Raw genomic sequence first — 21,491 nt, 5'->3', positions numbered from 1 at the left:
CATTACCCCTTATTCTGCATCTTGATGGCAGGAGTGATGATCACGTCTCCGCCACGGGAGCCAGGTACGGCACCCTTCACCAACAACAGATTACGTTCCGCATCCACACGAACCACTTCGAGATTCTGCGCAGCACATTGAACATTACCCATCTGCCCAGCCATCTTCTTACCCTTGACCACGCGACCCGGAGTCTGACATTGACCGATGGAGCCGAGTGCGCGATGGGAAATGGAGTTGCCGTGAGTGGCATCCTGCATCTTGAAGTTATGGCGCTTCACGCCACCCTGGAAACCTTTACCCTTGGAGGTGCCGCGAACATCGACTGCTTGGCCCGCTTTGAAGATATCGACTTTGATTTCACCACCAACTTCAACCCCCTCGCCTTCGCCATCAACCAGACGGAACTCCCACATACCGCGACCGGCTTCGACACCCGCCTTGGACAAGTGGCCAGCCATCGCCTTATTGACGCGGGAAGCCTTGCAACTGCCAGTAGTAACCTGGATGGCGCTATAACCATCAACCTCAGATGTACGCAGCTGGGTTACGCGGTTTGGCTCCACCTCGATCACCGTTATGGGGATGGATACCCCCTCTTCGGTGAACACCCGGGTCATCCCTACTTTACGTCCGACAATTCCAATCGCCATGTTCTCAACCTCAGTTCAGTTTAATCTGAACATCTACGCCGGCAGCAAGGTCCAGCTTCATCAAAGCGTCGACCGTCTTGTCAGTCGGATCAACGATGTCCATCAAACGCTTATGCGTGCGAATCTCGTACTGGTCACGGGCATCCTTATTTACGTGCGGAGAAATCAACACGGTATAACGCTCTTTCTTGGTCGGCAGCGGAATCGGTCCGTGGACCTGTGCACCAGTGCGTTTCGCGGTTTCCACGATCTCACGTGCAGACTGATCGATCAGTCGATGATCGAAAGCCTTCAGTCGAATACGTATATTCTGATTGGCCATAATCTGATTCTCAAAAATTACTCAATGATTTTCGCAACAACGCCAGCACCAACAGTACGGCCACCTTCACGGATCGCGAAACGCAGACCCTCTTCCATGGCGATCGGTGCAATCAGCTTTACCACCATCTTCACGTTGTCACCCGGCATCACCATCTCAACACCTGCTGGCAACTCACAAGCACCGGTCACATCCGTGGTACGGAAGTAGAACTGGGGACGGTAATTATTGAAGAACGGCGTATGACGACCACCCTCATCCTTGCTCAGGATATACACTTCAGCTTCGAAGTGAGTATGAGGGGTAATCGATCCAGGCTTGGACAGCACCTGACCACGCTCAACCTCTTCACGCTTGGTACCACGCAGCAGTACACCTACATTGTCACCCGCTTCGCCCCGATCCAGCAGCTTGCGGAACATCTCGACACCGGTACAGGTGGTCTTGGCGGTCTCTTTGATTCCCACAATCGAAAGCTCGTCACCAATATTGACAATGCCGCGCTCAATACGACCGGTTACAACCGTACCGCGACCCGAGATAGAGAAGACATCCTCAATCGGCATCAGGAACGATTTTTCAGTATCACGCTCCGGTATCGGGATGTAAGCATCCATCTCCTCTACCAGCTTGTTGATCGAGGGGACACCAATATCAGAGGTATCACCTTCCAGCGCCTTCAGTGCAGAACCCACGATGATCGGGGTATCGTCACCCGGGAAGTCATACTGGTCCAGCAGCTCGCGAATCTCCATCTCAACCAGCTCCAGCAGCTCTTCGTCGTCGACCATGTCAGCCTTGTTCATATAGACAAGGATGTAAGGCACGCCAACCTGACGGGAGAGCAGGATGTGCTCACGGGTCTGAGGCATTGGGCCGTCAGCCGCAGAGACAACCAGAATAGCGCCATCCATCTGCGCCGCACCGGTGATCATGTTCTTGACATAGTCAGCATGTCCCGGGCAGTCAACGTGGGCGTAGTGACGATTCTCAGACTCGTACTCCACGTGAGCCGTAGCGATAGTGATTCCGCGCTCACGCTCTTCAGGGGCGTTATCAATATCCGCATAATCTTTGAACTCACCACCACGCGCCTCAGCCATCACCTTGGTGATCGCTGCGGTCAGCGTAGTCTTGCCGTGATCAACGTGGCCAATAGTGCCTACGTTGACATGGGGTTTTGTACGTTCGAACTTTTCCTTGGACACGATAATTTACCCTCTAAGGATTACTATTTCTTACCGATAGCCTCGGCAATACTGGCCGGAACTTCGTTATATTTGGAGAACTCCATGCTGTATGTAGCACGGCCCTGAGTCGCAGAGCGCAGATCGGTTGCATAACCGAACATCTCCGAGAGCGGCACCTCTGCTCTAATCTGCTTTCCTGAGGGAGAATCCTCCATACCCTGAACCATGCCGCGACGGCTGCTCAGGTCTCCCATTACATCACCCATATAATTTTCAGGCGTAACTACCTCAACCTGCATAATAGGTTCAAGCAGGACCGGCCTGGCTTTAGCCGCACCCTCTTTGAAACACATGGAGCCGGCAATCTTGAACGCCATCTCGCTCGAGTCAACGTCATGATAGGAGCCATCATAGAGAGTGACTTTCACATCCACTACCGGGAAGCCGGCGATAACACCGTTTTTCATCTGTTCCTGGACGCCTTTGTCAACGGCTGGAATGTACTCTCTGGGTACCACGCCACCAACAACCTCATTGACAAATTCATAACCAGCACCAGGCTCTTGAGGCTCAAGCCGGAGATAGACATGTCCATACTGGCCACGACCACCTGACTGACGAACAAACTTACCTTCCTGCTCGAGGATTTTACGAATGGTTTCGCGATACGCCACTTGCGGAGCACCCACGTTCGCTTCCACGTTAAACTCACGCTTCATGCGATCGACAATGATCTCCAGATGCAACTCACCCATGCCGGCAATAATGGTTTGACCAGACTCTTCATCAGTGCTGACACGGAAAGAAGGATCTTCATGAGCCAGCTTGGAGAGAGCAACACCCATTTTCTCCTGATCACTCTTGGTCTTGGGCTCCACGGCCACAGCAATAACCGGTTCAGGAAACTCCATACGCTCGAGAGTGATGATATCGTTCAATGCACAGAGGGTATCACCTGTGGTGACATCTTTCAGACCGACAGCTGCAGCGATATCACCGGCACGAACCTCTCTGATCTCTTCACGCGTGTTGGCATGCATCTGCAGAATACGACCGATACGGTCCTTTTTGCCCTTCACCGGGTTATAGATACTGTCACCTGAATTCAGCACGCCAGAATAGACACGGAAAAAAGTCAGGTTCCCAACAAAGGGATCAGTGGCAATTTTAAAGGCCAATGCGGCGAAAGGCGCATCATCCCAAGAGGGACGCTCAGCCTTAGTCTCAGCCGCATCATCAAGAATACCGGTTATAGCAGGAACATCTGTCGGAGCAGGCAGGTATTCAATCATCGCATCCAACATCGCCTGCACGCCTTTATTTTTAAAGGCAGTACCGCACAACATCGGGGTGATCTCATTGGCTAGAGTTCTGGCACGCAACCCACTTTTGATCTCTTCGGCGCTAAGCTCAGCCTCTTCGAGATACTTCTCCATAAGCTCATCATTGGCTTCAGCAGCCGCTTCAACCAGACGCCCACGCCACTCTTCAGCCAGCTCTTGAAGATCAGCAGGAATATCCTGCTCTTCAAAGACCATCCCCCGGGACTCTTCATCCCAGATAATGGCTTTCATCTTAACCAGATCGACGACACCCTTGAAATCCTCTTCGGCACCGATTGCAATCTGCAATGGAACAGGATTGGCACCTAGACGCTCCTTAACCTGCTCTACTACACGCAGGAAATTAGCGCCCATGCGATCCATTTTATTAACAAAGGCGATACGGGGAACACCATATTTATTGGCTTGACGCCATACGGTTTCAGACTGGGGTTCTACGCCGCCAACGGCGCAAAAAAGAGCACAGGCACCATCCAGTACACGAAGCGAACGTTCAACCTCAATCGTGAAGTCAACGTGCCCGGGGGTGTCAATAATGTTGATACGGTGCTCTGAAAACTGCTCGCTCATGCCCTTCCAGAAACAGGTGGTAGCCGCAGAGGTGATAGTAATACCACGCTCCTGCTCCTGCTCCATCCAATCCATAGTCGCGGCACCATCATGCACCTCACCAATCTTATGGGAGACACCGGTGTAATAAAGGATGCGCTCGGTCGTTGTGGTTTTTCCAGCATCAATATGCGCCATAATACCAACGTTACGATAGCGATCTATAGGTGTGCTACGTGCCACGGCTAATTCCCGTTCAACAATGTTAAAGAGCAAAAAAAAATAAAGGTATCTGTTTACCGTTTACCGCTTTTGTTACCAGCGATAGTGTGAAAACGCCTTGTTAGCTTCAGCCATACGGTGCGTGTCTTCACGCTTCTTGACTGCGTTGCCACGGGACTCCGCCGCATCACCCAGCTCACCCGCCAAGCGCTGTGCCATGGACTTCTCACTGCGCTTGCGCGCGGCTTCTATCAGCCAGCGCATTGCCAGTGCATTGCGGCGAATCGGGCGAACCTCAATCGGAACCTGATAGGTTGCACCACCAACACGACGAGATTTCACCTCGACCATGGGGCGAACATTCTCCAGCGCTTTCTCCAGCAGCTCCATCGGTTCACCACTTACACGCTTACCCAGTGTATCCAGCGCATCATAAAGGATCTTTTCAGCCACTGCTTTCTTTCCATCAACCATTACCATGTTGATGAACTTTGCAAGCAGCTGACTACCGAACTTTGGATCAGGTAGGATTTCTCGTTTTGATACAACTCGCCTTCTGGACATGACTCTAGACTCAATTCTCTATGTGATACTGAATAATCAGCTCTTAGGCCGCTTAGTGCCGTATTTTGAACGACCTTTCCGTCGACTCTCGACCCCGGAGGTATCCAGGCTACCGCGCACTACGTGATAACGAACACCTGGCAGATCCTTCACACGACCACCACGGATCAATACCACCGAGTGCTCCTGCAAGTTATGACCCTCGCCACCAATATAGGTACTCACTTCAAAGCCATTGGTCAGGCGCACACGCGCAACCTTACGTAGAGCAGAGTTCGGCTTTTTTGGTGTCGTCGTGTAGACACGTGTACAGACACCACGCTTCTGAGGACTAGCCTCCAAGGCCGGTACCTTGCTCTTTTCCACCCTGCGCTTACGAGGCTTGCGCACTAACTGATTAATTGTTGCCATCTTTGTAATTCCGTCTCCAAGAGTACGCTTTTCGCGTCCCTATCGCACCAGAAAAGCGAGCGACCAACCCCACCCAACCCATCCGTTTAAAGGATCGCCGGAGGCATTCGGCCTCAGGCTTAAAAACTTGTATCCAGAACTCTCGTACATCCCGTCCCTAAACAGAGACCAGCTCCAGCCATGCTGGACCAGCTCAGCAGAAGAGCGCGTATGCTACGCAGTCTGCAACACCCTGTCAAGGCCTATCGCTCTTTGATTAAAGAGTGAAAAAAGCCGGGGAATGAGCTCCAGTAGTTTCGCCCTGGTACCTCGCTCCCCATCAGGCTTTTGGCCTGTTAGTTGATCCCCTGGCAAGCCGTACAGCTTAGGTTTCAGCTGTATTCAACGCCTGCTTGATCGCCTCTGATACTTCATCCACATCCATCTCGACCTTATTATCAAACGCCTCTGTCTCAAGCTCCTGATCACGCCGGTTATGGCGCTCATCGTGGTAGAAGAGGCCGGTACCCGCCGGAATCAGACGACCAACAATGACATTTTCCTTGAGACCGGCAAGGGTATCGCTGGATCCACGCACCGCCGCCTCGGTCAGGACACGTGTTGTCTCCTGGAAAGAAGCTGCCGAGATGAAGGACTCTGTCGCCAGGGAAGCCTTGGTTATACCCAGCAATATAGATTCCCATAGTGCCGGCTGCTTGCCCTCAGACTCGAGTTTCTCGTTGACTTCCATCATCCTGGTACGCTCTACCTGCTCACCGCGCAGGAAGTGCGAATCACCCACGGCAGTCACTTCAACCTTACGCAACATCTGACGGTTAATCACCTCAATGTGCTTATCATTGATCTTCACACCTTGCAGACGATAGACATCCTGAATCTCTTTTACCAGATAGGCCGCCAACTCAATCACACCTTTGAGGCGAAGAATATCATGCAGGTTCAGTTCACCATCAGAGATGACCTCGCCTCTATCAACATGTTCACCCTCAAACACATTGACATGCCTCCACTTGGGAATCAGCAATTCATGGGTCTCGCCATCTGCATCGGTAATGATCAGGCGCTGCTTGCCCTTGGTGTCTTTACCAAAGCCAATGGTACCCGTTGCCTCCGCCAAAATAGCCGGCTCTTTCGGTTTTCTGGCCTCGAATAGATCGGCAACCCGGGGAAGACCACCCGTAATATCACGGGTCTTGGATGACTCCTGAGGAATACGGGCCAGCGTATCACCCACCTGCACCTCGCCACCATCGGTCACAATAACCACAGCACCTGCAGGCAGATAGTAGTGAGCCGGAATCTCGGTACCTGCAATATTCAGATCCTCACCCTTCTCATCCACCAGCTTCACCATCGGGCGCATATCCTTGCCGGCAGCGGGGCGCTGCTTCGGATCGATAATCACTAGTGATGCCAGCCCGGTTACATCATCCACCTGACTCTGCACACTGACGCCGTCAGCAAACTCGACAAACTGCACCTTGCCTTCCACCTCGGTAATGATCGGGTGGGTGTGAGGGTCCCAGTTGGCGACCATTTCGCCACCTTTAACTGAATCGCCATCGGCCACTCGGATATTGGCACCATAGGGCACTTTATACCGCTCACGTTCACGGCCTGATGTGTCCACCAGAGTCAACTCACCCGAGCGGGATACTGCCACAAGGTGTCCACTGTGGTGTAGTACTGTCTTGATATTGTGCAGATAAACATTACCTTCCGTCTTAACTTCAATACTGTTAACCGCTGCCGCACGAGATGCGGCGCCACCAATATGGAAGGTACGCATAGTCAACTGGGTACCAGGCTCACCGATAGACTGGGCCGCAATAACACCTACGGCCTCGCCATGATTCACCTGATGTCCACGAGCCAAGTCTCGGCCGTAGCATTTGGCGCAGACACCCACCTTGGCATCACAGAGGATGGGAGAGCGCACCTTGACATGATCCACTCCCAGCTCTTCCAGACGATCGATCCAATTCTCGTCAATTAGCGTATTTCTTTCGCAAATAAGCTCATCCGTACCTGGCTTGTAGAGATCAGCCCCAGTCATGCGACCTAGGATACGCTCGCCAAGAGGCTCAACAACATCACCACCCTCAATAACGGGATGCAGATCCAATGCATTTTTGGTCCCACAATCATCTTCCAGCACCACCATATCCTGGGCTACATCCACCAAGCGGCGAGTCAGATAACCAGAGTTAGCTGTCTTCAACGCCGTATCAGCTAGACCTTTGCGGGCACCGTGAGTAGAGATGAAGTATTGCAGAACATCGAGTCCTTCACGGAAATTAGCGGTAATTGGTGTCTCGATGATTGAGCCATCCGGCTTGGCCATCAGGCCACGCATACCGGCCAACTGACGAATCTGAGCGGCTGAGCCTCGAGCACCGGAGTCGGCCATCATGTAGATAGAGTTGAACGACTCCTGCTCCACCTCATTGCCTTCACGGTCGATCACACTCTCTTTGCCGAGATGATTCATCATCGCCTTAGCAACCTGATCATTGGTATGAGACCAGATATCAACCACTTTATTGTAGCGTTCGCCGTTTGTTACCAATCCGGATGCGTACTGGAGCTGAATCTCCTTTACCTCACGCTCAGCAGCGGCAAGAATACGCTCCTTCTCATCCGGAATAATCATATCGTTCATACCGATAGAGACACCCGCCTTGGTTGCAAAGCGGAAGCCCATGTACATCACCTGGTCGGCGAAAATAACAGTCTCCTTCAAACCAACCCGACGGTAACAGGCATCAATCAGGCTCGATATGGCACGTTTGCCCATCATCCTATTAATCAGTTCGAAGGAGAGGCCTTTGGGAAGTATCTCAGAGAGCAGGGAACGACCAACAGTAGTTTCCCACAACTTGGTCTGTTCGACCTTTTCACCATCATCACCATGAGAATAATCGGTCAGGCGTACCTTCACCTTTGCCTGCAGTGCCACATGACGAGACTCATAAGCGCGATGAACCTCGGCAATGTTGGCAAAACACATACCCTCACCCTTTGCATTGATGCATTCACGAGTCATGAAGTAGAGGCCCAGCACCACATCCTGTGACGGGACAATGATCGGCTCGCCATTAGCTGGAGAGAGAATATTGTTTGTCGACATCATCAAAGTACGCGCTTCCAGCTGCGCCTCTATCGAGAGAGGTACATGAACCGCCATCTGATCGCCATCGAAGTCCGCATTGAATGCAGTACAGACCAGCGGGTGAAGCTGGATCGCCTTGCCTTCTATCAGTATAGGTTCAAAAGCCTGGATACCGAGACGATGAAGTGTAGGCGCACGGTTCAGCATTACCGGATGCTCGCGAATCACCTCTTCCAGAATATCCCATACTTCACCTGTGCCACGCTCTACTAGCTTTTTGGCCGCCTTGATAGTGGTAGCCAGACCGCGGAACTGTAATTTGGAGAAAATAAAGGGCTTGAACAATTCCAGCGCCATCTTTTTTGGCAAACCGCACTGATGCAGCTTCAAGGTAGGACCAACCACAATCACCGAACGACCGGAGTAGTCGACACGCTTACCCAACAGGTTCTGACGGAAACGTCCCTGCTTGCCTTTGATCATATCGGCCAGTGATTTCAGCGGACGCCTGTTGGTTCCGGTGATGGCACGGCCACGGCGACCATTATCCAGCAGAGCGTCTACAGATTCCTGCAGCATGCGTTTCTCATTGCGCACGATAATGTCCGGGGCATTCAGATCCAGCAGCCGCTTGAGACGGTTGTTCCGGTTAATTACCCGGCGATAGAGATCATTCAGGTCAGAGGTGGCAAAACGACCACCGTCCAGAGGCACCAGCGGACGCAACTCTGGCGGCAGTACCGGCAACGCGGTCATCACCATCCACTCGGGACGGTTACCCGACTCATTGAGTGAGTCAACCAGCTTGAGGCGCTTGGTCAGCTTTTTCAGCTTGGTTTCGGAGTTGGTGCCGAGAATCTCTTCACGCAGTGTCTCAATTTCATGCGGCAGATTAAGCGTACTGAGCAGATCATAAACAGCTTCAGCGCCCATTTTGGCATCAAATTCATCGCCATTCTCCTCGATAGCTTCGAGGTATTGCTCATCGGTCAGGAGTTGACCACACTCCAGCGGTGTCATCCCAGGATCAACCACTACAAAAGATTCAAAGTAGAGTACCCGCTCAATGTCCCGTAAGGTCATATCCAGCAGCAGACCAATGCGTGACGGCAGTGACTTCAGAAACCAGATATGCGCCACCGGACTGGCCAGCTCAATATGGCCCATGCGTTCACGACGCACCTTAGCCAGTGTTACCTCTACGCCACATTTTTCACACACCACACCACGATGCTTCAGGCGTTTGTACTTGCCGCAGAGACATTCATAGTCACTGGTCGGACCAAAAATTTTGGCACAGAACAACCCGTCACGCTCAGGCTTGAAGGTGCGGTAGTTAATCGTCTCTGGTTTCTTTACTTCACCAAAAGACCAGGAACGGATCATATCAGGCGAGGCCAGACCAATTCGGATTGCATCAAAATCCTCTGTCTGACCCTGCTGTTTCAGCATTTTTAGTAGATCTCTCAAGGTCGTATCTCCTATCGGGTTCCGGTTGTCGTCTCAGTTCTCTTCATACAAGAAGCGAATCCGGAACCTATTCCCGTTCCAATTCAATATTGATTCCAAGTGAACGAATCTCTTTAACCAGCACATTAAAGGATTCAGGCATGCCCGGCTCCATCTGATGGTTACCATCCACGATATTTTTATACATGCGGGTACGGCCGGTAACGTCATCGGATTTAACCGTGAGCATCTCCTGCAAGGTGTAGGAGGCACCATAGGCTTCCAAAGCCCAGACCTCCATTTCACCAAATCGCTGACCACCAAACTGCGCCTTACCGCCCAACGGCTGCTGAGTTACTAGGCTATAGGGTCCGGTGGAACGCGCATGCATTTTGTCATCGACCAGATGATTCAGCTTCAGCATGTACATATAACCAACAGTTACCGGACGGTCGAACGCTTCACCGGTACGGCCATCATAGAGTGTAGTCTGGCCATCAACGGACAGCCCCGCCAACTCCAGCATACCTCTGATCTCATCTTCAGTAGCACCGTCAAACACCGGGGTCGCCATGGGCACACCGTCTTTCAGATTGCCTGACAACTCAATAATCTCATCATCACTGAAAGAGTCCAGGTCCTCTTGCTTGCCACTGGTGTTATAGACCTTGCCAAGGAATTCACGCAACTTGGTAATTTTTTCCTGAGCCTCAAGCATGGTGCCGATCTTTCGCCCCACTCCTTTGGCGGCCCACCCGAGGTGAGTCTCCAGAATCTGCCCAACGTTCATGCGTGATGGCACACCCAGAGGATTGAGCACCACATCAACCGGCTCACCATTTTCATCAAATGGCATATCTTCTGCCGGTACGATGGTGGAAATGACACCCTTATTACCATGACGTCCGGCCATCTTGTCACCTGGCTGAATATGCCGTTTTACTGCAACATAGACTTTGACCATTTTAAGCACACCAGGCGCCAGATCATCCCCCGTTGTCAGCTTCCGCTTCTTCTCTTCATACTTCTCACGGAAGGCCTCACGCTGCAGCTTGATCTGTTCGGCAATCGCCTCGAGCTGGGCCGCCGCCTCTTCATTGCGCAGGTGAATTCCAAGCCACTTGTCCCGATCCAGCCCTGTCAAGTAGCTTTTGATAACTTTGGAACCCGCCTTCAATCCGCTAGGGCCACCATCAGCCAATTTGCCCAGCAGCATTTTTTCTACACGCTGGAAAGTATCGTTTTCCATGATACGCAACTGATCATCTAGATCCTTCTTGACCCGTTCCATTTCGATGGCTTCGATCTGTAGTGCCCGGGCATCTTTTTCAACGCCATCCCGAGTAAATACCTGAACATCGATAACGGTACCCACTCTGCCGGATGAAACACGGAGAGAGGTATCTTTTACATCCGCTGCCTTCTCACCAAAGATGGCACGCAGCAACTTCTCTTCCGGCGTCAACTGGGTTTCACCCTTGGGGGTAACCTTACCCACTAGGACATCACCCTCTTTCACCTCGGCACCGACATAGACGATACCCGATTCATCTAGTTTGGCCAGGGCAGCCTCACCGACATTGGGAATATCACCGGTAACCTCTTCGGAACCTAATTTGGTATCCCGCGCCATGCAGGTCAGCTCTTCGATATGGATAGTGGTAAACCGGTCTTCCTGTACCACACGCTCGGAAACCAGAATGGAATCCTCAAAGTTGTAACCGTTCCAGGGCATGAAGGCGACACGCATATTCTGACCCAGCGCCAGCTCACCCATGTCGGTGGAAGGGCCATCAGCCATCACATCACCACGAACCACCTTGTCGCCCTGCTTCACCAGCGGTCGCTGGTTAATACAGGTATTCTGGTTAGAACGGGTATATTTGGTCAGATTATAGATATCAACACCTGACTCACCGGCAACAGCCTCTTCGTCATTGACCACGACCACGATGCGCGCAGCATCCACAGACTCAACCAGACCACCACGTTTGGCGATAACGGTAACACCTGAATCCACCGCGACAGCGCGCTCCATGCCGGTTCCCACCAGCGGTTTCTGTGCACGCAGGGTCGGCACCGCCTGGCGCTGCATGTTCGACCCCATCAGCGCACGGTTGGCATCATCGTGCTCCAGAAATGGAATCATTGATGCGGCCACCGAAACAATCTGTTTTGGCGATACATCCATATACTGAATCTGCTCCGTTGTTGAGAGGGTAAATTCATTCTGATGTCGGCAAGAAACAAGTTCTTCTGTCAAACTGCCATCTGCATCGGTGGCAGCACTCGCCTGGGCGATAACAAAACGTCCCTCTTCGATCGCTGACAGGTAGTCAATTTCACTGGTAACCCGGCCATTTTCCACCTTGCGATAAGGTGTCTCAAGAAACCCATACGCATTGGTCCTGGCGTAGACTGAGAGTGAGTTGATCAGTCCGATATTCGGCCCTTCCGGCGTCTCAATCGGGCAGACACGACCGTAGTGGGTAGGATGTACGTCACGCACTTCGAAACCAGCGCGCTCACGCGCCAGACCACCTGGACCCAACGCAGAAACGCGGCGTTTATGGGTCACCTCAGAGAGGGGGTTATTCTGATCCATGAACTGGGACAGCTGACTGGACCCGAAAAACTCTTTAATGGCGGCGGAGACCGGTTTGGCATTGATCATCTCCTGGGGCATCAACCCCTCAGACTCAGCCAGCGTCAACCGCTCCTTGACGGCCCGCTCTACACGTACTAGGCCAACACGAAACTGATTCTCCGCCATCTCACCGACACAGCGGATACGGCGGTTACCAAGATGATCGATATCATCCACAACACCTTTGCCATTGCGAATATTGATCAGCTCCTGGAGCACAGCGACAATATCTTCATTAGAGAGGATACCCTCACCGGTTACCTCTTCCCGGCCTAACCGCTTGTTGAACTTCATCCGGCCAACAGCAGAGAGGTCATAGCGATCCGGGCTGAAAAAAAGGCTTTTGAACAGGTTTTGGGCCGCCTCCTTGGTTGGCGGCTCACCCGGACGCATCATGCGGTAGATCGCTACCTGGGCCTCGAGCTTGGTGGTGGCGGAGTCGATCCTCAGAGTACTGGAGATATAAGGACCATTATCCAGGTCATTGGTGAACAACGTCTCCAGCTTCTTCATGCCGTTTTCAAGCAGGGATTCCAGCAGCTCCTCGGTGATCTCATCATTGGCATTGGCCAGCAGTTCACCAGTCTCTTTGTCCATCAGATTATGCGCAATCACTTTTCCCTGAAGGAATTCAAGCGGCACATCCAGGCTTTTGATGCCTGCCTTTTCAAGCACCTTGATGTGACGTGCGGTAATACGGCGGCCCGTCTCTACGATCACATCTTTGCCATCCTTGATATCAAAGATGGCCGTTTCACCACGCAGGCGCCCAGGCACCAGCTTTAGCTTTGCCCCTTTCTTGCCGAGACTGAAGGAGTCAGTCTCAAAGAACATGTCCAATATGTCTTCGGTATTGTAGCCGAGTGCGCGCAACAGGATTGTGGCCGGCAATTTGCGACGGCGATCGATGCGCACAAAGACACTGTCTTTATGGTCAAACTCGAGATCGAGCCATGAGCCACGGTAAGGAATCACCCTTGCAGAAAAAAGCAGTTTACCGGAGCTGTGTGTTTTACCCTTATCGTGATCGAAGAAGACCCCGGGAGAGCGATGCAACTGGGAGACAATGACGCGCTCGGTACCATTGATGACAAAGGTACCGTTATCCGTCATCAGCGGCAGCTCGCCCATATAGACTTCCTGCTCACGGATATCCTTAACCACTTTCGAGTTGGCAGGCGCGTCCCGATCATAGATCACCAGCCTGACCAGAACCCGCAGAGGTGCGGCGTAGGTCGCCCCCCGGAGCTGACACTCCCTGACATCAAAGACAGGTTCACCAAGGCGATAACTGACATACTCGAGAGCCGCATTGCCTGAATAGCTGACAATAGGCAGCACCGACTTGAATGCCGCATGCAGTCCTGCATCCGCTCTATCTCCTGGAGCTACGCCATCCTGAAGAAAACCGCGGTATGAATTGATTTGAGTCGCCAAAAGATAAGGTACTTCAAGAATACTCGGTCGTTTGCCGAAATCCTTGCGGATACGCTTTTTCTCGGTGAAAGAATAGGCCATGTTGCCGTCCCTCTAGCTCGTAAGATCTACCGATCTTCGGAAAATTACATATAGGTTCCAGCTCTGTTCCTTGCCGGAATACCTCCCTGTAGTTGTGTTCCTACCCGACACCCCCGTCAGGTTTGTGCTAAATTCAAGTTGTTTCCACTATTGAACAGGACTCAGTGAATCCGTTTCAGTAGTGACTCGCTACAAGCAGGAAAGGGCCGGTGACGAAGACGTTACCAGCCCGAACCACTTTGGTGTGCAATTGCCCGAAATCAAAAATTATTTGATCTCGACAGTTGCGCCTGCTTCTTCAAGAAGCTTCTTGACGTCTTCAGCTTCGCCCTTGGATACACCCTCTTTAATAGTGGTAGGTGCACCTTCCACTGCTTCCTTGGCTTCCTTCAGACCCAGGCCAGTGATGCCACGCACAACTTTAATCACGCCAACTTTCTTTTCACCGAAAGAGGTCAGAACAACATTAAACTCTGTCTTCTCTTCAGCAGTTGCGGCTTCGCCGCCAGCAGCAGGTGCAGCCGCAACGGCAGCCGCTGCAGTAACACCAAATTTCTCTTCCATCGCCTCAATCAACTCCACAACCTCCATTACGGTCATGCTGGCGATGGCCTCAAGGATATCGTCTTTAGATACGGCCATTATTAAACTCCTGATAACTGGTAAACACTGTTAGTGAAATAGGGTAAAAGCTATTACGCTGCCTCTTTCGCATCGCGGATCGCAGACACGGTACATACAAGCTTGCCGGGTACCTCATTAAGGGTACGGACGAGCTTCTCGACCGGTGCTTTCATAACAGCCATCAACATACTGATGGCCTGATCGTAGGTAGGCATCTTCGCCAGAATTTTCAGATCTGAGACCGGCAACAGCTTGCCTCCGATAGAAACCAGTTTTACGACCAGTTTGTCATACTCTTTTGAGAAGTCTTCGATCACGCGGGCAGCAGCACCTGGATCTTCCTGAGAGAAGGCGAAGACGAGCGGTCCTGTCATCCCCTCCTGCATACAGGCGAAATCAGTATCTTCGACTGCACGACGAGCAAGCGAGTTCTTAACGACACGGAGATAGACACCCGCTTCACGCGCCTTGGCACGCAACTCGGTCATCTCTCCCACCGCCAGACCACTATACTCGGCAGCAATCGCAGAATAGGCACTACTTGCCACTTCAGCGACTTCAGCGACGACAGCTTTTTTCTGCTCTAAATTGAGTGGCACTCGTCACCTCCTGATAATGGAAACGGCATCAACCGTTCCAATTCACAAAACCGGCAATCCAGACATCAAACCACCGATATTCCAACGTGCACCTTCACCAGGATTTACAAACCCGATTCGGGAGCTCCGTCTACGCAGGCTACTATTAAGCCCCATCAGCCACCGGCTAGAAGGGCACCTACGGTCTTTGACAGCACCCGGTCCGAAAAGACCGGAGCCCCAAAGCCCTTTAAACAGACACACCGCCCTATTGAGCAACACGCCTGTTATTATTTAGTAAATCAAATATCCAGTGAAGCCTGATCCACCACCAGTCCGGGACCCATGGTCGAGGAGACAGTGATCTTCATCAGGTAGATACCCTTGGCGGCGCTCGGCTTCAACTTTTTCAGATCAGCCAGCAATGCCTCAAGGTTCTGTTTCAGCAACGCTGGTTCAAAATTAACACGGCCTATGGGGCAGTGGAGAATACCGCCCTTGTCAGTACGATAACGAACCTGACCAGCCTTTGCATTTTTCACGGCCTCAGCCACATTCGGCGTTACGGTACCCACCTTTGGGTTGGGCATCAAACCGCGTGGGCCGAGAATCTGGCCCAACTGCCCGACGACGCGCATGGCATCCGGCGAGGCGATCACAACATCAAAATCCATCTTGCCGGCCTTTACATCCGCGGCAAGATCTTCGAAACCGACAATATCGGCCCCGGCTTCTTTAGCTGCATCAGCATTAGCGCCTTGGGTGAATACGGCAACGCGTATGGTCTTGCCCGTGCCGTTTGGCAACACGGTAGAGCCACGCACGCCCTGATCTGACTTACGAGGGTCAACACCCAGATTAACGGCCACATCAACAGATTCGGTAAACTTGGATGAAGCAAACTCTTTTAGCAGCGAACAGGCTTCATCCATAGGATAGAGCTTGCCGGCCTCAATTTTTTCTTGAATTGCGCGGGTACGCTTGCTTGACTTTGCCATGGCTTACACGCCCTCCACATCAATACCCATTGAACTGGCACTACCCGCAATGGTACGAATAGCCGCGTCCATATCCGCCGCAGTCAGATCGGGCATTTTTGCCCTGGCAACTTCTTCCAGCTGCTCACGATTCACCTTAGCCACCTTAACCGTGTTAGGTGTTCCAGAACCCTTTGGAATACCAGCAACCTTCTTCAATAGCACAGAAGCGGGAGGCGTCTTGGTAATGAAAGTAAAACTGCGATCAGAGTAGACGGTGATGACCACAGGGATCGGCATACCCTGCTCCATACTCTGAGTACTGGCATTGAATGCCTTGCAGAACTCCATTATATTGACCCCGTGCTGACCTAGCGCAGGGCCTACCGGTGGACTTGGGTTGGCCTGACCGGCCGCAACCTGAAGCTTGACATAAGCTTCGATCTTCTTTGCCATAATTTACCTCTCCCGGGTTCAAGCGTTAAGGATTGATTACCTCAACTCCCCATTATTGAAAAATATCGGATTCGCGGAACCCTGGCTAGCCTTTTTCGACCTGGCTGAACTCCAGGTCGACCGGAGTGGAACGCCCAAAGATCAATACAGATACTTTGAGGCGGCTCTTCTCGTAATCAACTTCTTCAACCACACCATTGAAATCATTGAATGGCCCATCGACAACACGAACCACTTCACCCGGCTCAAACAGAACTTTTGGCCGTGGCTTCTCTACACCATCCTGCACCCGCTGCAGAATAGCATCGGCCTCTTTATCGGTAATCGGCGCAGGGCGGTCACCGGTACCTCCGATAAAACCCATCACCTTGGGGACATCTTTCACCAAGTGCCAGGTCTCATCCGTCATCTCCATCTGGACCAGCACGTAACCAGGAAAAAATTTGCGCTCACTCCGGCGCTGCTGTCCTGCGCGCATCTCCACCACCTCTTCGGTGGGAACCAGGATTTTGCCGAACAACGACCCCATGCCAAAGCGCTTGATCCTCTCCTCAAGGGAGAGTTGCACTTTGGCCTCAAATCCAGAATAGGCATGTACCACATACCAATGCATTGCCATCCTATCCTCCTATCCGGTAATTGAACGAACGATAGCCATCAACATCATATCGAACAGCCAAAGCACGATACCGATCAGCAGAACCATTGCAAAAACAATCAGTGTAGTCTGAATGGTCTCCTGACGACTCGGCCAGACCACCTTGCGAACCTCAGTACGAGCAGCAACCGCAAAATCCCATACATTGCGTCCCGGCACTGATTGCAGGGCAACCGCAATCGCCCCACCGGTAATAGCCAACAGGCCAAGCACCCTCAACAACAGAGAGTACTCTTCGAACAGATAGAAAAGGGCAATTCCGCCGATCAGCAGAAACACCGCCACCAACAGTTTGGCAGTATCCCTTCCTGTACTTGCAACTTCGCTTTTTGCGTTCATTCCCGCCACAACGTCATGCTGACGTCTGAATTTGGCAGGCCAGGAGGGACTCGAACCCCCAACCTGCGGTTTTGGAGACCGCTGCTCTACCAATTGAGCCACTGGCCTAAAACTAAAAATACAAGAAGCGGAGAGGAAACGACAAGCCAGCTTCCACCCCAGCAGCCCTCTCTGTTCTCGCTATATAAAATTACTCAATGATTTTCGCAACAACGCCAGCACCAACAGTACGGCCACCTTCACGGATCGCGAAACGCAGACCCTCTTCCATGGCGATCGGTGCAATCAGCTTTACCACCATCTTCACGTTGTCACCCGGCATCACCATCTCAACACCTGCTGGCAACTCACATGCACCGGTCACATCCGTGGTACGGAAGTAGAACTGGGGACGGTAATTATTGAAGAACGGCGTATGACGACCACCCTCATCCTTGCTCAGGATATACACTTCAGCTTCGAAGTGAGTATGAGGGGTAATCGATCCAGGCTTGGACAGCACCTGACCACGCTCAACCTCTTCACGCTTGGTACCACGCAGCAGTACGCCTACATTGTCACCCGCTTCACCCCGATCCAGCAGCTTGCGGAACATCTCGACACCGGTACAGGTGGTCTTGGCGGTCTCTTTGATTCCCACAATCGAAAGCTCGTCACCAATATTGACAATGCCACGCTCAATACGACCGGTTACAACCGTACCGCGACCCGAGATAGAGAAGACATCCTCAATCGGCATCAGGAACGATTTTTCAGTATCACGCTCCGGTATCGGGATGTAAGCATCCATCTCCTCTACCAGCTTGTTGATCGAGGGGACACCAATATCAGAGGTATCACCTTCCAGCGCCTTCAGTGCAGAACCCACGATGATCGGGGTATCGTCACCCGGGAAGTCATACTGGTCCAGCAGCTCGCGAATCTCCATCTCAACCAGCTCCAGCAGCTCTTCGTCGTCGACCATGTCAGCCTTGTTCATATAGACAAGGATGTAAGGCACGCCAACCTGACGGGAGAGCAGGATGTGCTCACGGGTCTGAGGCATTGGGCCGTCAGCCGCAGAGACAACCAGAATAGCGCCATCCATCTGCGCCGCACCGGTGATCATGTTCTTGACATAGTCAGCATGTCCCGGGCAGTCAACGTGGGCGTAGTGACGATTCTCAGACTCGTACTCCACGTGAGCCGTAGCGATAGTGATTCCGCGCTCACGCTCTTCAGGGGCGTTATCAATATCCGCATAATCTTTGAACTCACCACCACGCGCCTCAGCCATCACCTTGGTGATCGCTGCGGTCAGCGTAGTCTTGCCGTGATCAACGTGGCCAATAGTGCCTACGTTGACATGGGGTTTTGTACGTTCGAACTTTTCCTTGGACATCGACTCAATCTCCGAAAGACGCTATAATACAATGCTAAAGGCAACAAATTCGTGCGCTTGGCCGCACTCCGGCAAAACTAATGGAGCCCATAAGCAGATTTGAACTGCTGACCTCGCCCTTACCAAGGGCGTGCTCTACCAACTGAGCTACATGGGCCTCTTAACCCTTAAAATCTTGGAGCGGGTGATGGGGATCGAACCCACGTATTCAGCTTGGAAGGCTGAAGTTCTACCATTGAACTACACCCGCACTGCATCGCATCGCTTACCATTTACCGCTACAACCAAAAACTGGTGGAGGGGGGAGGATTCGAACCTCCGAAGGCTGAGCCGTCAGATTTACAGTCTGATCCCTTTGGCCGCTCGGGAACCCCTCCCTGGAAAGCCGACTATTCTATGTGTTTCCGCGAAATGCTGTCAACCGGTTTTATGCTTTTCTTTACTCCCGGCTGCCAAGGTTAACTAAACACCACATGCGCCCTCAATTTGGTCTTGAAAATACAACAACTCATCACCATGAAATTTCTTAATTACCTATGAAACTCAGCTATGACGCAAGAAACATAATTACCTTGGATTCGATAGGTTACAGGGGCGTTATGTGCTGTTGTTTTTATATTAACGATAATTCGTATTATTTCGGCAGCACTATATGGACCTCGACCGAAGTATTTATGGGGTCTACAGCCCACAATTCGGCTGAGCAATAGCTGAGCTTCATAGGTAATCAGGTAAAATTTTGAATGATCATCCAGTTAATTAAACGACACCAAAGCATTAGAATTAAAGCATATTACAGAAATAATTAGGGTCTGCTTCAGTAAGTCAGACTGCCACTGTTTGACACAAAATACCTCTACCGGCCGGGTGTGCCGGTCGATGACAGAACAGCACCTTCTCAATTCGAGATAACGGCAATAGAACAACTGTAACGCGCTTCTTACAAAGTGCAAAAAAGATCCTTAACAGGATCAGGCTCATCACCAGGAAGATACTGCCTAGTCCATGCAGTGGAGGTGTCAACACGCCTCGCCCGGCTATCGTTTAATCGATAGCCGTTTTTTCCCTGACCGAACCTGCCTTCAACCGGAATACGCTGCAGGTACGCCTCATGTCGCTGTGCCTTCAAACGCTTCAGTTCTTCCCGGTTCGCTTCGGCGACTTTCTTTGACCATCCTAAATAGTTTGCCCGCAAAACGAGTGCTGTGCTGCTTGAGATAACGCCGGTTGCCTCGTGTCCCGTGAAGGTGCTCCCAGAGACGACTTCTGGATAGAAGCCATAGCGTGTTCGGTAAGCTCCAACCTGAGATTTCAGATCACCTCCTTGATGAAAAGCATCCCAACGAAGATCATCCATCAGGATCGCCCAATATCGATGTAGCAACCAACGGGGCAGGAGTGCCACTTTTGGCCAGTATTCCCCCCCATCGCTCGATGTGGTCCAGGTTCTGGCGCAAGTACTGCAACTGTTGCTTGATCCCCCAACGCCATACCTTTCCGGCAGGCCTCCCCTGCTTCACTATCGCGAGGTAAGCTTTATACGTCTTTTCACAATAGGTTCGAGGTTTCTTTTTCAACACCGTCCTGGGATGGAGGATGTCGATGATCTGCTCACCGAACTCCCTCAACAGACTCAGGTCGGCAGGATAACGAATTGCCCGTGGAGGGATTGTCGCATCCAGAATCAATTTGCCCTGGCGTTCCGATGCTTCTTCAGATGCACTCCCTGAAACTGAGGACGGTTCATCATCATCTTTTTGTTGCGACTTTCCTATTTCATCTGGTCGACTCTGAATGGCTGGGCTTTTTTTATCTTTATGCTTTACTAGCGCATCGATGACAGCACCATGAAATGCCTCAAGACCGACGGCCCCATCCGCTTGCAAATCTCAGCAGATAACGAAGGGGCAAACGGCACATCCATCTGATAACCCGATAGCCCTACGAAATACTGACAATAGGGATATTTCTGGATCTGCAGGACAATCTCTCTGTCGGAAAGGCAGAGCTTGTGTTTAATGATTACCGCGCCAATGATCAGTCGGGCATCTTTTGCCGAACGACCCTGTGTGTCGAAGTCCCTGATAGTAACTTTCTGCCAATTCATCCCTGGGAATACACTCGCTCATTTTAACCCAGTGGTTGCTTTAATCCAGTGCTGTTTGAAAGGGCCAATCAAATTCGGCGAGAGGGATTTGTCTATGGCTGTGATATCGAATCATAAGATGCACGGATTTTGGTGGATATGGCTCGCTTTTCAGGCGCTATTATACCTGATATGGCGTCTTTACGGCAATAATATTAGAGAGTTATGGTTTATCAGCAGGCTCTAATTACCTGGCCAAGGTAATGAAAGGTGTGCCATTTAAAGGTGGCATTGAGGTAAACAAGTCAGGCCAGATCGCCACTTAATAAAAGTGTGTATTCGATCTCGTGGTGCATTTTGAGACATCCCAGTTCCCAAAGCGCACTCGATCTTCAACAGTATGCCCCAGCCG

General features: G+C 51.7%; 18 protein-coding genes and 4 tRNA genes. All 22 read right to left on the bottom strand.

What is annotated here, in order from left to right; all coding sequences use genetic code 11:
- Positions 1–2: 2 nt before the first annotated feature.
- Complete coding sequence (rplC, locus tag MN084_RS01895; RefSeq protein ID WP_241085074.1) at positions 3–653, bottom strand: 50S ribosomal protein L3; 651 nt, start codon at positions 651–653, stop codon at positions 3–5.
- A 10-nt stretch (positions 654–663) separates the two neighbouring features.
- Complete coding sequence (rpsJ, locus tag MN084_RS01890) at positions 664–975, bottom strand: 30S ribosomal protein S10 (RefSeq protein WP_241085075.1); 312 nt, start codon at positions 973–975, stop codon at positions 664–666.
- A gap of 17 nt (positions 976–992) precedes the next feature.
- On the bottom strand, positions 993–2,183 hold the full coding sequence (gene tuf, locus MN084_RS01885; protein WP_241085076.1) for an elongation factor Tu: 1,191 nt from the start codon (positions 2,181–2,183) through the stop codon (positions 993–995).
- A 23-nt stretch (positions 2,184–2,206) separates the two neighbouring features.
- Positions 2,207–4,300 carry an elongation factor G gene (gene fusA / locus MN084_RS01880; protein WP_320416331.1) on the bottom strand — a complete coding sequence of 698 codons (2,094 nt, stop codon included), beginning with the start codon at positions 4,298–4,300 and terminating at the stop codon, positions 2,207–2,209.
- Between the two features lie 72 nt (positions 4,301–4,372).
- Positions 4,373–4,843 (bottom strand): 30S ribosomal protein S7, encoded by a 471-nt coding sequence (gene rpsG / locus MN084_RS01875; RefSeq protein WP_241085077.1) that lies wholly within the window; start codon positions 4,841–4,843, stop codon positions 4,373–4,375.
- A gap of 36 nt (positions 4,844–4,879) precedes the next feature.
- The gene (rpsL, locus tag MN084_RS01870; protein ID WP_241085078.1) at positions 4,880–5,254 is read right to left on the bottom strand and encodes a 30S ribosomal protein S12; all 375 of its coding nucleotides are present in this window, start codon (positions 5,252–5,254) and stop codon (positions 4,880–4,882) included.
- A gap of 364 nt (positions 5,255–5,618) precedes the next feature.
- Entirely contained in the window at positions 5,619–9,836 is a 4,218-nt protein-coding gene (rpoC, locus tag MN084_RS01865; RefSeq protein WP_241085079.1) for a DNA-directed RNA polymerase subunit beta', read from the bottom strand.
- A 67-nt stretch (positions 9,837–9,903) separates the two neighbouring features.
- On the bottom strand, positions 9,904–13,980 hold the full coding sequence (gene rpoB / locus MN084_RS01860; protein ID WP_241085080.1) for a DNA-directed RNA polymerase subunit beta: 4,077 nt from the start codon (positions 13,978–13,980) through the stop codon (positions 9,904–9,906).
- A gap of 267 nt (positions 13,981–14,247) precedes the next feature.
- On the bottom strand, positions 14,248–14,622 hold the full coding sequence (gene rplL, locus MN084_RS01855; RefSeq protein WP_241085081.1) for a 50S ribosomal protein L7/L12: 375 nt from the start codon (positions 14,620–14,622) through the stop codon (positions 14,248–14,250).
- 53 nt (positions 14,623–14,675) lie between these two features.
- The gene (gene rplJ, locus MN084_RS01850; RefSeq protein ID WP_241085082.1) at positions 14,676–15,203 is read right to left on the bottom strand and encodes a 50S ribosomal protein L10; all 528 of its coding nucleotides are present in this window, start codon (positions 15,201–15,203) and stop codon (positions 14,676–14,678) included.
- 281 nt (positions 15,204–15,484) lie between these two features.
- A complete protein-coding gene (gene rplA, locus MN084_RS01845) occupies positions 15,485–16,180 on the bottom strand; it encodes a 50S ribosomal protein L1 (RefSeq protein ID WP_241085083.1) in 696 nt (231 codons plus the stop codon).
- Between the two features lie 3 nt (positions 16,181–16,183).
- The gene (rplK, locus tag MN084_RS01840; protein WP_241085084.1) at positions 16,184–16,615 is read right to left on the bottom strand and encodes a 50S ribosomal protein L11; all 432 of its coding nucleotides are present in this window, start codon (positions 16,613–16,615) and stop codon (positions 16,184–16,186) included.
- An 85-nt stretch (positions 16,616–16,700) separates the two neighbouring features.
- Entirely contained in the window at positions 16,701–17,234 is a 534-nt protein-coding gene (gene nusG, locus MN084_RS01835; protein WP_241085085.1) for a transcription termination/antitermination protein NusG, read from the bottom strand.
- A gap of 9 nt (positions 17,235–17,243) precedes the next feature.
- Positions 17,244–17,612 (bottom strand): preprotein translocase subunit SecE, encoded by a 369-nt coding sequence (gene secE, locus MN084_RS01830; protein ID WP_241085086.1) that lies wholly within the window; start codon positions 17,610–17,612, stop codon positions 17,244–17,246.
- 32 nt (positions 17,613–17,644) lie between these two features.
- Positions 17,645–17,720 (bottom strand) — tRNA-Trp (locus MN084_RS01825).
- 82 nt (positions 17,721–17,802) lie between these two features.
- Positions 17,803–18,993: an elongation factor Tu gene (gene tuf, locus MN084_RS01820; protein ID WP_241085076.1), complete on the bottom strand. Its 1,191-nt coding sequence runs from the start codon at positions 18,991–18,993 to the stop codon at positions 17,803–17,805.
- Positions 18,994–19,074: 81 nt separating this feature from the next.
- Positions 19,075–19,150 (bottom strand) — tRNA-Thr (locus MN084_RS01815).
- A gap of 19 nt (positions 19,151–19,169) precedes the next feature.
- A tRNA-Gly gene (locus MN084_RS01810) sits at positions 19,170–19,243 on the bottom strand.
- Positions 19,244–19,285: 42 nt separating this feature from the next.
- Positions 19,286–19,370, bottom strand: a tRNA-Tyr gene (locus MN084_RS01805).
- Between the two features lie 563 nt (positions 19,371–19,933).
- Positions 19,934–20,350, bottom strand: coding sequence for a hypothetical protein (locus MN084_RS01800; protein WP_241085087.1), 417 nt, complete (start codon positions 20,348–20,350; stop codon positions 19,934–19,936).
- The gene (locus MN084_RS01795; RefSeq protein WP_241085088.1) at positions 20,343–20,879 is read right to left on the bottom strand and encodes a hypothetical protein; all 537 of its coding nucleotides are present in this window, start codon (positions 20,877–20,879) and stop codon (positions 20,343–20,345) included. Before MN084_RS01795 ends, MN084_RS01800 begins: the two co-directional genes overlap by 8 nt.
- Positions 20,819–21,100, bottom strand: coding sequence for a transposase (locus MN084_RS01790; protein WP_330178285.1), 282 nt, complete (start codon positions 21,098–21,100; stop codon positions 20,819–20,821). The genes MN084_RS01795 and MN084_RS01790 overlap by 61 nt, the downstream gene beginning before the upstream one ends.
- Between the last annotated feature and the right edge of the window lie 391 nt (positions 21,101–21,491).

It is taken from the genome of Candidatus Vondammii sp. HM_W22, assembly GCF_022530855.2.
GTDB lineage: Bacteria > Pseudomonadota > Gammaproteobacteria > Chromatiales > Chromatiaceae > Vondammii.
The sequence above is the reverse complement of the archived record's forward strand: the minus strand, read 5'-3'. Positions and strand labels throughout refer to the sequence as shown.